This is a genomic window from Rheinheimera metallidurans, assembly GCF_036983985.1.
Taxonomy (GTDB): Bacteria; Pseudomonadota; Gammaproteobacteria; order Enterobacterales; family Alteromonadaceae; genus Alishewanella; species Alishewanella metallidurans.
This window is the reverse complement of record NZ_JALAHQ010000003.1, coordinates 293,588-309,134: the sequence shown is the minus strand read 5'-3', so window position 1 is coordinate 309,134 and position 15,547 is coordinate 293,588. Positions and strand designations below refer to the sequence as shown.

Below are 15,547 nucleotides of genomic sequence, written 5' to 3'. Positions count from 1 at the left end.
TTCCGGCATCCATGCCGTCAACGGTTGGCTTAGGGCAAACTGATTCGTGTCGACAATAGTGTAGTTACTTAGCCTTACGCCGTGGCTTTTTACCCGCAGTGATATTACGTGCACCCTTGGGTTTAGCCTCACTCGCTTTAGCTGATACTGGCGCTTTGCCGGTGCCACGTTTAGCGGCTTTACCCGAGGCGGCTTGCTTTGAACCTTTAATATCGGCTTTACTCACAACGCGCGTTGGCTCACCAACAAGCACTAAATCAATTTTACGCGCTTCTAGGTTAACCGCAGCCACCTTAACTTTTAGTAAGTCACCCATGCGATAAATCACTTTGCCGTGTTCGCCCGTTAACGTATGACGTTCAGCATCAAAGTGGTAATAGTCGTTTTGCAATGATGTAACATGTACTAAACCTTCAATATACAGCTCAGTTAACCGGACAAATAAACCGAAACTCGTCACTGTAGCTATTACACCTGCGAATTCAGACCCAATATGATCTTGCATATATTCGCATTTTAGCCAATCAGCAACTTCGCGTGTGGCGTCATCCGCACGGCGTTCAGTCATTGAACACTGCTCGCCCAGTGGCGCAATTTCAGCTTCAGTATAAGCTCGCGCGCCCGTTACGGGTTGTCCCTGCTTAGCTAACAAAGCTTTGATACCGCGATGTAGCACTAAATCTGGATAGCGACGAATTGGCGATGTAAAATGAGCATAAGCTTCAAGGGCTAAACCAAAGTGACCTTGGTTATCACCTTGATATACTGCTTGCTTCATTGAACGCAGCATCGTGGTTTCAATTAACTCACGATCAGGGCGGTCACCTAGCTTTGCTAGAGTTTCGGTTAACTCTAACGGCGTCGGTTCTTTTGATAAATTAGCTTCAATACCCAGCTCGGCTAAAAAGCGGCGGAAGTTATCAAAGCGATCGGCATCGGGGCGTTCGTGTACACGAAACAGCGTATGAGCGTCATGCTTTTCAATAAAGCGCGCCGCGGCTACGTTGGCCATAATCATGCATTCTTCAATAATCTTGTGTGACTCAACCCGATGCACCGGCACAATTTGTTCTATTTTACGATGGCTGTTAAAAACAAATCGCGTTTCGACTGTTTCAAACTCCAGAGCACCACGCTGTCCACGCACTTTAGCCAGTGTTTTGTATAAGCGGTTTAACGCTTCAATATTAGTTAGGTTAGCGTCGTACTGCTGACGTAACTCCGGGTCGCCCAGCAGTATTTTATGCACCTTGTTGTAGGTTAAGCGTGCACTTGAATGCATCACCGCCTCATAAAACTGATAGCTATCGAGTTTGCCGTTGGCACTAATGTGCATATCAGCTACTAAACATAAACGATCGGTATGTGGGTTTAACGAACACAAACCGTTGGATAACGCTTCAGGTAGCATTGGCACGACGTGATCAGGAAAGTACACAGAATTACCGCGCTCTAACGCATTTTTATCTAACGGGGTCTCTGGCTGCACGTATGCACTCACGTCAGCAATAGCAACCCATAAGCGAAAACCGCCATTGTCTTTAACTTCAGCATATACCGCGTCATCAAAATCGCGGGCATCTTCACCGTCAATGGTAATTAAACCCAGCTTAGTTAAATCTACTCGGCCTGCTTTAGCTGAATCAGGTACTTCTTCGCCGTATTTCGCGACTTGCTTTAATACAGACTCAGGGAACTCATGTGGTATTTGATGATTGCGAATGGCAATTTCAATTTCCATACCCGGCGCCATATGTTCGCCAAGCACTTCAATCACTTTACCTACTGCATTTACTCGCTTTGATGGCCGCTGGGTTATTTCGGTTAATACAACTTGGCCATGCCTAGCTGCACCTTGTTCGCCATCTGGTATCACAATATCTTGGGTAATACGTGGGTCATCGGGCACCACGACACCTAAGGCAAAATCTTTAAAATAGCGGCCAACTATTGGCTCGCTACGCGGCGCGATTACTCGCACGATGCGCGCTTCGGTTTTATCTTTACTATTAATACTTTGCGCCGTGGCTAATACCTGATCGCCGTGCAGCAAACGCTGCATTTCAAAATTAGGTATAAACCAATCAGGCCCGCCTTGTTCAAGCTTTAAAAAGCCAAAACCTTCACGATGGCCAAGCACAGTGCCTTTTACTAAATCCATATTATCAATTAAGCCGTAACGGCGGTTTTTGGTATAAATTACCTGGCCGTCACGCTCCATTGCCCGCAGACGTTTTTTTAACGCAAATACCGCGTCATCGTCAGTTAGCCCTAACTCAGTTACTAGCTCTTCAAAATAAGCGGGGCTTTGGCGTTTTTCGATATGCGCAAGAATAAATTCTCGGCTGGGGATAGGGTTGTCATATTTTTCCTGCTCACGCGCAAGATGCGGATCATTTACCGTCATTAAAGTGTCTTTTATTTCCTAAATTATATTAAGTGTAACAGCTAAAACTGTATATGAGTATGAACTTCATTTAGCTGACCGTTTCGCATTTGCTACCACTTTGGGTGGCATTTTTTCGGCCAGTTTTGCCAGTTGCTGGGTAATTTTTTTATGGGTCGCGGCATCGGCCGTTACCGCATGATGCAGCCAACGGTAACTTTGTTCAAAGTCTACCGGGCTGCCATGGCCATCAATAAGTATTTGCGCTAACCGCAACTGCGCTTTTAGATTGCCCAGCGCCGAGGCCTCACGTAAATATATAATGGCTTTGTTCATATCTGGTTGCACAAAACGGCCAGTATGATAATAACGGCCTACCTGCTCTAAGCCTTCAGGTAAACCTTGCGCTGCAGCTTGCAGCATTAAATCCCAACCGCGCTCTATATTACGCGGCACACAAACCGCATAGGCTAGCATATCACCGTATAAAAACTGATAAGCTGGCAACTGCATAATGTCGGCTCTGGCTTCAATATCTTTGACTAGCTGACAATCGTCTTTACGCACGCGTTGCAAGTGGCTATTGGTACGAATAAGCGTTAATAGCTCATCTTGAGTATATAACTGCACTGCGTCTAGCTCTTGCGCTTTAATAGTCAAAGTTTGTAATGCTAAGCTAAGTAGCACTAACCAAAACGGTTTTATCATAATTTGTGCCTAAAAATTGTCAGCTAAGCTGTTATCGGCCATACACAGCAATTATTAAGCAATTTTCACGCCGACTACTGCTCATTGTTTACCTGCCAAGGCGCCGTACTTCGCGGTTTAATTGCCAGCATACGATTCATGCTGGTTGCTACAGCCTGCTGATTACAGCCGTTACCCGCAATATAGGCCAAGGCCGTTGCATACAGCGGGTCATTTGCGGTACCCCAATCACCAGTTGTCGCACTAGCAACCGCACATTCAGGTGTTAAACCAGAAAAATAATCGCCTTGTCCCAGCGCGTTCACAGTCTGAAAGTTAATCGCAAACAGTACATAATTATTAATAAGATCAGGCTGCATACCCACAGGTTTACCACAGGTGGGTTCACCAATTTGCACCACATCAATAAATGGCGCTAACGAGTTAATAACTAATTCACTCGCTGAACAGGTGCTGCCGGTAGTAAGGGTAAATACGCGATTTAAGTTTAAGGCGCTACGCCCTGCGCCAAGAGAAAACAATGAAGTGTTATTTTTTCCGCTGTTTTGGTCGTTATACTGATACTTTACAAAAGTTTGCCCTTGCACCGCATTGCGAGCAATTTGTGTACTTAATTGGTTAGCTACGCGGATTAAACCCCCACCATTATAGCGTAAATCTAATACTAATTCGTTAATATTTTGCTGAACAAAATAAGCAAAGGCTTGTTCTAATTCAAATTCGGATAATTCAATAAAACTGTTAAATACTAAATAGCCAACACGCTTATTACCCTGCACAACCACTGAGGTATGTAGTACGGTGTTAGTGGCAACATCCCGCTTAATTAAATCAGCAGATAATGTGCTGTTATCTGGCTTTTTCCAGACAAAATTACGGACTACACCTGCGACATTTGGGCCGTAGATGTCATCGTTAGTTATTTTCCCTGCATCTAACTGACTTAGCCAGCTAGCCACACTGCGCCCTTCAATTTCGACAATTTTGTCACCTCGGCGCAGGCCGTTTTGCGCAGCCGAACCGTCGTCAAATACATAAATAAGTTGTAACGCCCCATTATTATCAGCACGTACTGTAGCAAAACCATAACCAAAGTAGGTAGCATTAATGTAACGGTCTTCGTATTCTTGTTCAGTTAATACAAAGCTAAACCGATCTTGTGGTTCAGCAACAGCATCAAGTAAGGCTTGTGGTGTAGCATAATTTGCCGGCTCAATCGTGGTTGGTAATGCCTGATACCATAAATAATCTTTTTGTAACGCACAAAAAATCTTGGCATTGGTATCAGTGCGTTGGCATAGCTGAGTTGGCGCAGTAATGTCGCCTCCGCCGCCACAGGCATTTAACAATACAGATACCGCGAGTAAAATAATTTTGCGCATAACTCACCCTTTCTTAAGCTGTTTGTTACAGCATAAAACAAAAACGCTACCAAAGGGCAGCGTTTTATACGAGGTAACATGCTTACAACACCACTTAGGCAAATGGATGACGCAGTACTATCGTTTCAACTCGGTCCGGGCCTGTCGATACGATATCAACCGGTACGCCTGTTAGCTGCTCTATACGATTAATATAGTTACGCGCAGCCTGTGGCAACTTATCTAACTGTTGCACACCAAACGTTGTTTCGCTCCAACCTGGCATTTCTTCATATACTGGTGTTACTAAGTCGTAACCTTCAGCAGCCAATGGCGGCACATCAGCAACATTACCTGCGCTATCTTTATAGCCAATGCATATTTTGATGGTTTCAAGGCCGTCTAGTACATCAAGCTTAGTTAAACAAAAACCTGAAATACTATTTAGCTGCACGGCACGTTTAACTGCCACCGCATCAAACCAACCACAGCGACGCTTACGGCCGGTAGTAGCACCAAACTCGTGTCCCTTAACACCTAAGTGTTGACCAATTTCGCAATCAAGTTCGGTTGGGAATGGGCCTGAACCTACGCGCGTGGTATAAGCTTTAACAATACCTAGCACATAATCAAGGTAACGTGGGCCAAAACCTGCACCTGTTGCTACACCACCTGCGGTAGTGTTAGATGAAGTAACATAGGGGTAAGTGCCATGATCGATATCAAGCAGTGTGCCCTGTGCGCCTTCAAACATAATTTCTTTACCAGCTTTGCGGGCTTTATCGAGTAAATCCGTTACGTCAACAATCAGCGGCTTTAGAATATCAGCAATAGCTAGCGCATCGTCTAACGTTTTTTGATAATCAACAGCAGGTACTTTGTGATATTGGGTTAAGGTGAAGTTATGTAAATCCATGACTACTTTTAGCTTTTCAGCAAACAGTTCTGGATTAAACAAATCGCCTACGCGTAAACCGCGACGGGCAACTTTATCTTCATACGCTGGGCCAATACCGCGACCCGTCGTGCCGATAGGCTTATCACCCAGTGCTAGCTCGCGCGCTTTATCCAGTTCAACGTGAAATGGCAAAATTAGCGGGCAGGCTTCACTTAATAGCAAGCGTTCTTTAACTGGAATGCCACGCTGCTCGAGCATGGTCATTTCTCTTAAAAAGGCTTCTGGTGATAATACTACACCGTTACCAATCACACATTTTACGTTTGCACGCAAAATACCCGATGGAATTAAATGCAATACGGTTTTTTCACCATCGATCACTAAAGTGTGGCCAGCATTATGGCCGCCTTGATAGCGCACCACATAACAGGCTTTATCTGTTAATAAATCGACGATTTTACCTTTACCTTCGTCACCCCATTGGGTGCCGAGTACAACGACGTTTTTGGCCATGGTCCCTACATCATGGAGAAAAATTAGGTGTGGAGTCTACCAAATTGGCAACCAAGTTTCAGCCGTCTGGAAGAAAAAAAGCCGCTTTTTTATCAGCGGCTCGTTTTATGGTGTGTATTCAGCAGGTTAAATATCGCTATGCTAAGCAACTTAGGTCATATTGTTCACTATTATGGTACAACGCGAAGCCAAAACGTAACCGGTCTCCGCGATAATCCGTTTCTATACCGGCACGTTTAAGTACAGCAGCTAGTTCTGCCACCTCTACTAAGCTGCCAAAACGGAAGGTCAGAAAGTGGCCATGACAACTTAGATCGTGGGCAACTAGGGTTTTATTATTTAATTGCGGGTGATTAAGCTCAGCTACCTTAGCTAAAAATACTTGCTGTAATTGTTGTACGTATTGATGAATACGGCCAACGCTAATGCCTTGCTGTTTAAACAGTCGCAGTACCGAATTTAACCGATACAGCGCCGTGTAATCCATGGTAGCGCCAGCAAAACGGTAGCCATCTTCGCTATATAATATCGCCGCAGATTTTTCTGCCGTTAACGTACCAAACTCGGCAAACCAGCCGGTATACAACGGCCGTTCGCTACTGCCGACAGGCACGGCCATAAAACAGCAGCCTTCACCACCCTGTGCGTATTTATAGCTACCGGCTATATAAAAAACACGTTCAGCTATTGCAGAAAGATCGGTCGGTATTGCCATAAACGCATGATAACCGTCGATAACAATCATCGTATCCGGGTTAGTGGCAAGCTGTTGCACAAAACCAGTTAAATTAGCTATGGCATAACCCGAGTTAAAAAATACCTGACTACAAAAAATAAGTTGATACTGTTGCGCCGCTGCAGCAGCAGCAAAGCGTTGTTCAAAGGTTGCAAAAGGTTCAGTTGGAATAATATCTAGCTGTATATTATCGTATTCAGCCAAGCGCTTTACTTGTCGTGTGAAGCTATAAAATTCGCTGTCTGTGGTTAGAATTTTAACCGGTTGGCGTAAATCAAAACAACTAAGTAAGCGCATAACCAGTTCATGAGTATTAGGCGCAAACACCAACTGCTCAGGATGAGGTAAGTGCAAAACATCGGCAATAAGTTGCTGGGTTTGCGGCACTTTTTCGGCAAATATATAACGCCATTTATCATCGACGAGCCTTGCGGTGTCATCCCAATATTCCAACATAGCCTCACGTGTAATATCAGGCCAATAGTGATGTGAGTGACAGGCAAAATGTTGCTTGCCTTTATTAGCATTTAAAAATTGCTGATAAAACTGCTGGTACATGGCTCCCCCAGTAACTATTTGTTATAAAAAAGGCCCTTTCGGGCCCTTTAAACTAAATGTGCTTACTTACCTGATTTTTCTGATTTCATATATTTAAAGAAATCATTATCTGGCTGCACTACTAACACGTCACTTTTACTATCGAAGCTCTTTTTATAGGCTTCCATGCTGCGCACAAAGGAATAAAACTCAGGGTTCTTACTGTACACGTCTGCATATACCTTAGCGGCTGTTGCATCGCCATCGCCACGCACAGTACGCGAGTTACGCTCAGCATCGGCCAGCATTACTGTTACCCTAGCATCTACATCAGCGCGGATAATTTCAGCTTCTTCCATACCTTTAGAACGATGCTCACGGGCTACAGCCTGACGCTCTGCACGCATACGAGCAAATATTGAATTACTAATTTCGTTTGGTAAGTTAATTTGCTTAACTCGGACGTCAACTACTTCAATGCCAAACTCATCAGCAGAAGCGGCAACCTGAGATAACGCGCCTTGCATTAGCTGAGTACGTTCGCCAGAAACAATTTCTTGAATGGTTCTTGAACCAAACTCAGAACGTAAACCGTTATTAATTATGCCTTTTAAGCGGTCTTCAGCTTGGGCTTTATTACCACCACGAGTAGCAACAAAGTACGCACCAAAATCTTTAATCCGCCATTTAACGTAGCTATCTACCAATAAGTCTTTTTTCTCGGCAGTAACAAAACGATCCGCAGGATCGTCCAACGTTTGAATACGTGCATCAAACATTTTTACGTCTTCAATAAACGGAATTTTTATATGTAAGCCAGGGCCAAATACTTTAACTTTATTAGCATCGTCAACTTGAATTTTACCAAATTGAATGACAATAGCGCGTTTGCCTTCTGCGACAACAAACAGTGAAGACACCACTACAACTGCCAGTACTACGAAAATAGCAATTAGAAAATTCTTCATTTTTTATCCCCTACCAGTACGCGGCTCACTGCCACGGGCAGTGTTTTGTCTTACTTCAGTATTGCTGCTATCTAACTGAGTACGCGGCGTAGATAACGTTGCTGGTTGGCTACGTTGTTCAGTTGAACCTTGATTGTTCAACATTTTATCTAACGGTAAATACATAATATTATTGCCATTTTTTACGTCTACCAGCACTTTAGATGTGCTGCTATACACTTGTTCCATAGTTTCTAGATAGATACGATCGCGAGTTACTTTAGGTGCCGCAATATATTCTGGTAATAACTTTTCAAAGCGCGCTACTTCACCTTGTGCTTTTAACACAATTTGTTGCTTATAGGCTTCGGCTTCTTGCATTACACGGTTTACTTGACCACGAGCACGAGGTTCAATTTCGCGAGCATAGGCATCTGCTTCTTTGACAAAACGTTCTTGGTCTTCTTGCGCAGAAATCGCATCATCAAACGCAGCGCGCACTTCTTCTGGCGGCCGCGCATCGCGGAAATACACATCGACTACACTTAAACCCGTTTTGTAGGGTTCCATGATCATCTCAAGCTCAGTACGCGTATTCTGCCGCACCACTTCACGGCCACGCGTTAACACGTCATCCATAATTGAGTGACCAATAACAAAGCGAAGCGCAGAGTCAGTAGCTTCTTTCAAGCTGTTATCAGCATCGACAACCGAGAACAAATATAGCATCGGGTCGAGTATTTTATACTGTACTTCAAAGGTAACTCGCACCAAGTTTTGATCTTGAGTTAACATAAAGCCATCAGTACGCAAGGTACGCACTTCATCAACGTCTACCGGAATAACAGTATCAACAAAGGTGGGCTTCCAATGAATACCAGCAGTAACTTCACTATGGTATTGACCAAAGCGTAAAATCACACCGCGTTCAGCCGTTTGAATGGTATAAAAGCCACTAAAAGCCCATACCAGCGCAGCAACAACTAATATCAACAGCGAAGCAGCAGCAAAGCCACCACCGCTATTGCCACCAGAAGATTTACCACCGCCAAAAACGCCGCCTAGCTTTTTGCCGAAGTTACGAAATACTTCATCTAAATCTGGTGGCCCCTGATCACGACCGCCCTGTTTCCACGGGTCGTTATTTTTACCATTGTTGCCGGGCTCATTCCAAGCCATGCTCTACTCCGTTCTAAGTTGCAAAATAAAGGTTAATGTATCAAATTACCGGCGCGCTGACGATATAGTTTTCTAGCACGCCTTGAGACTGCTTTAAATAACGCTGCCATACGCTGTCACTAATTCGCAATTTCAGCTCACAGTTACCCTCGCTGTCAAACTGTTCGTGCGCGATACAATGCTGTTGATGAAACCGCGACCGCCACACTGACTGAGCCGGCGGTAGCAACAGCATTACATCAAAAAATTGCTCGGATAACAGTTGAGTTATCGCTTGCACTAATAAATCGATACCGGCGCCGGTAGCCGCCGATAAATACACCGCAGCAGGTTGGCCGTATTCATTATATTCAATACGCGGCGCTTGATGTAGTAGGTCAACTTTATTAAAGACTAATAACTGAGGTATTTGGTCGGCGTCTATTTCTTCAAGAATAGCGTCAACCTGCTGCATATTGCTGTCTTTACGTGCATCAGCAACGTCAACAACGTGCAGTTGAATATCAGCTTCACGAGTTTCTTGTAAGGTAGATTTAAATGCCGCCACTAGATCATGCGGTAAATGCCGAATAAAGCCAACAGTATCAGCTAATATAATGTCGCCGATGCCTTTTAGTTTTAGCTTGCGTAATGTCGGATCTAAGGTAGCAAATAACTGATCGGCAGCGTACACGCCTGCGTTAGTTAGCCGATTAAACAGCGTTGATTTACCTGCGTTGGTGTAACCCACCACTGATACTACGGGCACTTCAGCTTTTTGCCTGGCTTTGCGACCTTGCTCGCGCTGAGTTTCTAGTTTAGCTAACCTAGTTTGTAGCGCTTTAATACGCTCGTTCAATAAACGCCGGTCGGTTTCAAGCTGTGTCTCGCCCGGGCCACGCATGCCAATACCGCCTTTTTGCCGGTCTAAACCTTCCCACCCCCGCACCAAGCGAGAGGCTAAATGCTGTAACTGAGCCAGTTCAACCTGCAACTTACCTTCAAAGGTACGGGCACGCTGGGCAAAGATATCGAGAATAAGGGTAGTACGGTCAATAACTCGAGCTAAACAAATGCGTTCAAGATTACGCGTTTGCGCGGGACTTAAGGCATGATTGAAAATAATAACATCGGCTTCTGTTTCTGCTACTAACGCAGCAATTTCAGCCGCCTTGCCGGAGCCAACAAAAAATTTTGCATCAGGCGCACTTCTGCTCGTCGTAACGACTTGCAGGCATTCGACGCCAGCAGAAGACACCAACAATTTGAGTTCACTCAAATCTTCGCTGTTGTGCTGCTGCGAAAAGTTCACATGGACAAGGATCGCTTGTTCCGCAATAACGCTAATGTCAGACAAGCGAAAGCTCCCTGTTATTATTCCGTATCGTCTTCGTCGTCGCCCTGACCGTTACTATGACTGATCATTGTATTAACGGCACGTGCTGGTACGACGGTTGAGATGGCGTGTTTATATACCATCTGACTGACGGTATTTTTCAGTAAAATAACAAACTGATCGAAAGATTCGATCTGACCCTGAAGTTTAATACCATTCACCAAGTAAATTGACACTGGAATACGTTCCCGTCTCAAGGTGTTTAAAAATGGGTCTTGTAAAGATTGGCCCTTTGCCATGTGCCGCTTTCCTTTTATTATTAGTGTGTCTTATATGAGTATTATTTTTTTTATTTCAAGTTGTTAAAGCATTTTTATTTATTCAGCTTAGCGAAGTTAAAATCGCTTGCAAGTTTTCTGTCACTGGCGCGTCACTTTCCAGCCAATTTAACTGCGACCAGCCGCGTAACCAAGTTAATTGCCGTTTTGCTAACTGTCGCGTTGCCGCAATGCCTCGCTCAGTCATCTCAGTGTAACTGCACTCGCCGTCTAAATACTGCCACATTTGCCGATAACCTACGCAGCGAATAGAGGGTAAATCAATATGTAAATCAGTACGCTGCCGTAAAGCTTGTACTTCTTGTTCAAAACCTGCCGCTAACATTTGCTCAAAACGCAAGGCAATACGGTGATGCAATACCGAGCGCTCGGCAGGCGCAATAGCGAATTGGTGTACAGGAAAAGGAAAAGGTTCCCCTTTGTCTGCGGTTAATTCTGTTAAAGTCCGGCCGGTAATTCTGTACACTTCTAGCGCACGATTAATTCGCTGCGGATCATTCGGATGAATGCGCTGCGCGGCAATAATATCAACCCTTGCTAATTCATCGTGCAACGCTGCCCAGCCTCGGCTTTGAGCTTCACGCTCAAGTTGAGCCCGTATCTCTGCATTCGCTTCAGGTAATGGCGATATTCCCTCAAGCAAGGCTTTAAAATACAACATAGTGCCGCCAACCAGAATTGGAATGTTACCACGATGTTGTATTTCAGCAATTAATCTTAACGCATCATTACGAAAATCTGCCGCAGAATAGCTCTGGACGGCATCGCGTATATCAATAAGATGGTGCGGTGTAACTTTCTGCTCGGCCGCTGTTGGCTTGGCAGTGCCAATATTCATATCGCGGTAAACTAGCGCACTATCAACACTAATTACCTCTGACGGGATCTGCTGATGTAATGCCGTTGCCAGTGCCGTTTTGCCAGACGCCGTTGGCCCCATTATAAAAACTACATTATTCACTGCTTGGCTCATTAATTCTGTTCCGTTAACAAACTCAGCGTTGTTTCTAGCTGCAGCGGCACACTTAACCAAAATTCTGGGGCATTAAGTAATTGCGGTATGGAGTGTAGCACCGCCCTTGCCGATACCCTATTAGCATTAAGTAGCATAGACAATAAATGCTGTACTAGCGGCTCTGGGCTATCTAGGCACAACTGCTCAAGCCAAAGCGGTAACCATTGGCTAATAGCGCTATGCCTCAGCCAGCTAGGCACTGCTCGAATAATCAGTATCTTATCGCTAAGTAGTAAATCAAAACCTAACTGATTAAATTGTTCTGCTTGTTGCGTTAATAAAGCAATTTGTTTGGCATTAACGGTTATACGTTGTGGCAATAATATGGGTTGCGCCGGTTGCGGATGCACAGAAAAATAGGCCGTAAGTGTCGGTATTAAATCGATAACGTGAATATTTTCTGCCTGTTGCTGCAATAAATAGCGATTATCAGCGATCAGTAACGCTGCAGTGCTAACGGCGTGCTCGGTAGCTTGCTGTGTCACAGGTATGGCAACAGCGGGCTCAGTGTTGGCCTGATGTTGCCAATACGATAGTTCACGATTTACCGCCGCGGCTGAGGCTTGATATGTCGATGCAGCACGACCTGCGCTCGGCCATTGGCGCACATGACTTGCTGAGGGGTAAGCCTCTCTACTTTGCTCCTGCACTTCAGATGGCGCGACTATGGCTAGCTGAGGTCGAGGTGTAAGCTGGTGCAGTGCATCAGTTAAAGCTGACACGACAAAATCATGAATTAATCTGGCTTGATGAAAGCGCACCTCATGCTTTGCTGGGTGCACGTTAACATCCACCTGACGTGGGTCGAGCTCTAAATACAACACAAACGCCGGTTGCTGATCAGCAAGTAAGTGCTCACCATAAGCTTGGCGAATAGCATGATTAAGTAGCTTGTCGCGCATCATGCGGCCATTAACGTAGCTGTACTGACACTGCAGCTGAGCAGAACAAGCTTCAGGTTGCACAATCCAACCCCAAATACGCACATCGCCATATTGGTTTTCAATAAAAGCAGCATGCTCGCTAAAGGCACGGCCACATAACGCGGCGACGCGTTTTTGCCGCTGCTCTGCGGAATCTGCCGCTTTTAAGCGGCGTACTGGCTGCCCATTGTGGGTCAATTGCCACGTTACGTCATAGCGGCTTAAGGCTAAACGTTTAACCAGTTCGTCAATATGGCTAAATTCGGTTTTATCGGTGCGCAAAAATTTACGCCGCGCTGGCGTATTAAAAAATAAATCGAGCACTTCAATGCTGGTACCAACAGGATGCGCCGCTGGGCGTACATCTACGTGCATATCACGACCGGCAGCAGTTGCTTGCCAAGCCGCGCTCTGATCATGCGTCCGCGAGGTTAATGTTAGCCGGGATACCGAGCTAATACTGGCAAGGGCTTCTCCACGAAAGCCCAAGCTGCTAATGGCCTCTAAATCATCTAGATCAGCAATTTTACTGGTTGCATGCCGACTTAGTGCCAATACCAACTCTTGTTCTGGTATCCCGCTACCATTATCCCGCACCCGAATAAGTTTGCTGCCGCCTTTTTCTATATCTATTTCAATAACATCTGCGCCAGCATCTAGGCTATTTTCAACCAGCTCTTTTACTACTGAGGCTGGCCGCTCAACAACCTCTCCCGCCGCTATCTGATTCGCCAGCTGCGGGGATAATATTCGGATCGCCATATTTAAGGGATCCGTAGCGTCTGGCCAACATTAATGCTGTCAGAGCTTAACTTATTAATATGCCGTAAGTCGTCGATAGAAACGTTATAACGCTGAGCCAATAGCGATAATGATTCACCGGCGCTAACTCGGTGTTCACGTGATCGTTGTTGCGCGAAGAGCGAATCTGCTGGCGGCGATTTTTCAAAATGGCGCTTTAATGCGGTAAATAATGACTGCGCTAGCTTAGACTGATGACTAGCTGACTTTAATAATTTTTCTTCTTGTGGGTTAGAAATAAAACCAATTTCTACCAAAATAGACGGAATATCGGGTGCTTTAAGTACGCCAAGGCTGGCAGCTTGCGGCTCTTTTTTATGCAAAAAGGCAATTCGGTCTAACTCTAACAATACTTCGCTGGCAACTTGATGTGCGGTAATCATTGAATGATTCATCGACAAATCTAATACTGTTTGTGCCAGATAACGCTCATTCACTGAATCTTTAATAATTTCAGCTACACCACCAAGCAGCTCAGAATGTCGCTCAGTTTGCTCCAGCATTCGGCCCACTTCGGTTGTCGCACGACGCATTGATAATACCCAAACCGATGCCCCGCGCGGTTGCGGCGAAGTAAAGGCATCAGCGTGTATTGATACTAACAAATCAGCTTGCTGACCCCGAGCAATTTCGGTGCGTTTGTTTACATGAATATAATAGTCATTGGTGCGCACCATCATTGCTTTCATGCCCGGCTGAGCATTAATTAATCTTGCCAACTGTGTTGCAACCGGCAAGGTGATGTTTTTTTCATAAAAACCACTAGGGCCTATAGAACCAGGGTCTTCGCCACCATGTCCAGCATCAATAGCAATAACAATATCGCGTGCCGCACGAATAGCGACTGGCGGTATGTTTTCTACTGGGCTGTCATCAAATAAGTCGACCACTAAACGGTGGCCGTATGGCGGTGTGGGCGGCAGCGCAAAAACACTCGTTTTAGTCGCCTTGTTTAAATCTAAAACAATACGCATCTTGTTGGCATCGCCACTGCTACGAATGGCTTTAATTAGCGCAGACTCACCGGATATTTGCGGTAAGGTACTACCGCCTTTAATGTTGCTTAAATCTATAACCAGTCGCTCTGGCTTATTTAGGGTAAAACTTTTGTGTACAGGCGCTGCCGCCATATCAAACACTATGCGGGTATTATCTGGTGACGGCCAAACACGTACACCCTGAACCTGATTTGCCGCCGCGACTGAGCTCAGTAAAACCAGTAACAGTAAGCAGCTTTTAATTATGTAATTATTATTTTTCATTATCTGCTAAGGCTTTTATTATGTTGGCACCCACATTGGTATTTGCCGTTAGCGTTACCTGTCGGTGCTCTTGCTGAAAAACTAAGTGTATGTCGAGATCGGGTATAGGTAAATAACCCATGCCTTGCTCCGGCCATTCGATCAAACATAACGTATCGGCACGAAAATAGTCGCGAATACCCATAAACTCTAATTCTTCGGCATCACGTAAACGATATAGGTCAAAATGAAACACAGTAAAGCCAGCAAATTGATAAGGCTCAACCAAGGTGTAGGTTGGACTTTTAACCGTGCCATTATGGCCAAGCGCGTTAAGTAAGCCACGGCTAAAGGTGGTTTTCCCTGCGCCTAAGCTACCATGCAAAAATAACGTTTGCCCAGGTTTTACATAGCGCGCAAGTTGCTGTGCCAACAATATTGTTGCCGCTTCATCTTTTAATACACTCTGATATTGCGCCACCGGTCACCACACTGTTTGCTACCATGAATAAATCGCTGCCATGTTAACAAATTAAGTCACTAATGAGCCAGTAAAACCGCGTATTACCGCTTTAGCTAGCGTAACAGGTTAGCCGAGCTGCAACAATTTATGCTAAATTACCCACCCTTACATCAGTTACTACTGTTT

The 15,547-nt window shown here is 45.0% G+C and carries 13 protein-coding genes; all 13 read right to left on the bottom strand.

Features of this window, described 5'->3' with window-relative positions:
- Positions 1-64: 64 nt before the first annotated feature.
- The 13 genes from rnr to tsaE all read right to left on the bottom strand — a co-directional run bounded on the left by rnr (position 65) and on the right by tsaE (position 15,379).
- On the bottom strand, positions 65-2,407 hold the full coding sequence (gene rnr / locus MN199_RS10505) for a ribonuclease R (RefSeq protein ID WP_335739383.1): 2,343 nt from the start codon (positions 2,405-2,407) through the stop codon (positions 65-67).
- A 66-nt stretch (positions 2,408-2,473) separates the two neighbouring features.
- Positions 2,474-3,094, bottom strand: coding sequence for a tetratricopeptide repeat protein (locus MN199_RS10500; protein ID WP_132585093.1), 621 nt, complete (start codon positions 3,092-3,094; stop codon positions 2,474-2,476).
- A 74-nt stretch (positions 3,095-3,168) separates the two neighbouring features.
- A complete protein-coding gene (locus MN199_RS10495; RefSeq protein ID WP_335739382.1) occupies positions 3,169-4,476 on the bottom strand; it encodes a S41 family peptidase in 1,308 nt (435 codons plus the stop codon).
- A 94-nt stretch (positions 4,477-4,570) separates the two neighbouring features.
- Positions 4,571-5,866, bottom strand: a complete 1,296-nt coding sequence (locus MN199_RS10490; protein WP_335739381.1) for an adenylosuccinate synthase — start codon at positions 5,864-5,866, stop codon at positions 4,571-4,573.
- Between the two features lie 136 nt (positions 5,867-6,002).
- A complete protein-coding gene (locus tag MN199_RS10485) occupies positions 6,003-7,160 on the bottom strand; it encodes an aminotransferase class V-fold PLP-dependent enzyme (protein ID WP_335739380.1) in 1,158 nt (385 codons plus the stop codon).
- A 62-nt stretch (positions 7,161-7,222) separates the two neighbouring features.
- Positions 7,223-8,107 carry a protease modulator HflC gene (gene hflC / locus MN199_RS10480; RefSeq protein ID WP_132585100.1) on the bottom strand — a complete coding sequence of 295 codons (885 nt, stop codon included), beginning with the start codon at positions 8,105-8,107 and terminating at the stop codon, positions 7,223-7,225.
- 3 nt (positions 8,108-8,110) lie between these two features.
- Positions 8,111-9,265 carry an FtsH protease activity modulator HflK gene (hflK, locus tag MN199_RS10475; protein ID WP_132585102.1) on the bottom strand — a complete coding sequence of 385 codons (1,155 nt, stop codon included), beginning with the start codon at positions 9,263-9,265 and terminating at the stop codon, positions 8,111-8,113.
- Positions 9,266-9,305: 40 nt separating this feature from the next.
- Positions 9,306-10,601 carry a ribosome rescue GTPase HflX gene (gene hflX / locus MN199_RS10470; protein ID WP_335739379.1) on the bottom strand — a complete coding sequence of 432 codons (1,296 nt, stop codon included), beginning with the start codon at positions 10,599-10,601 and terminating at the stop codon, positions 9,306-9,308.
- A gap of 17 nt (positions 10,602-10,618) precedes the next feature.
- Entirely contained in the window at positions 10,619-10,879 is a 261-nt protein-coding gene (hfq, locus tag MN199_RS10465) for an RNA chaperone Hfq (RefSeq protein WP_132585107.1), read from the bottom strand.
- Positions 10,880-10,961: 82 nt separating this feature from the next.
- Positions 10,962-11,891 (bottom strand): tRNA (adenosine(37)-N6)-dimethylallyltransferase MiaA, encoded by a 930-nt coding sequence (miaA, locus tag MN199_RS10460; RefSeq protein WP_335739378.1) that lies wholly within the window; start codon positions 11,889-11,891, stop codon positions 10,962-10,964.
- The gene (mutL, locus tag MN199_RS10455; protein ID WP_335739377.1) at positions 11,891-13,618 is read right to left on the bottom strand and encodes a DNA mismatch repair endonuclease MutL; all 1,728 of its coding nucleotides are present in this window, start codon (positions 13,616-13,618) and stop codon (positions 11,891-11,893) included. The genes miaA and mutL overlap by 1 nt, the downstream gene beginning before the upstream one ends.
- Before the next feature lie 2 nt (positions 13,619-13,620).
- Entirely contained in the window at positions 13,621-14,919 is a 1,299-nt protein-coding gene (locus MN199_RS10450) for an N-acetylmuramoyl-L-alanine amidase (RefSeq protein WP_132585116.1), read from the bottom strand.
- Positions 14,909-15,379 carry a tRNA (adenosine(37)-N6)-threonylcarbamoyltransferase complex ATPase subunit type 1 TsaE gene (gene tsaE / locus MN199_RS10445; RefSeq protein ID WP_132585119.1) on the bottom strand — a complete coding sequence of 157 codons (471 nt, stop codon included), beginning with the start codon at positions 15,377-15,379 and terminating at the stop codon, positions 14,909-14,911. The genes MN199_RS10450 and tsaE overlap by 11 nt, the downstream gene beginning before the upstream one ends.
- Positions 15,380-15,547 lie beyond the last annotated feature (168 nt).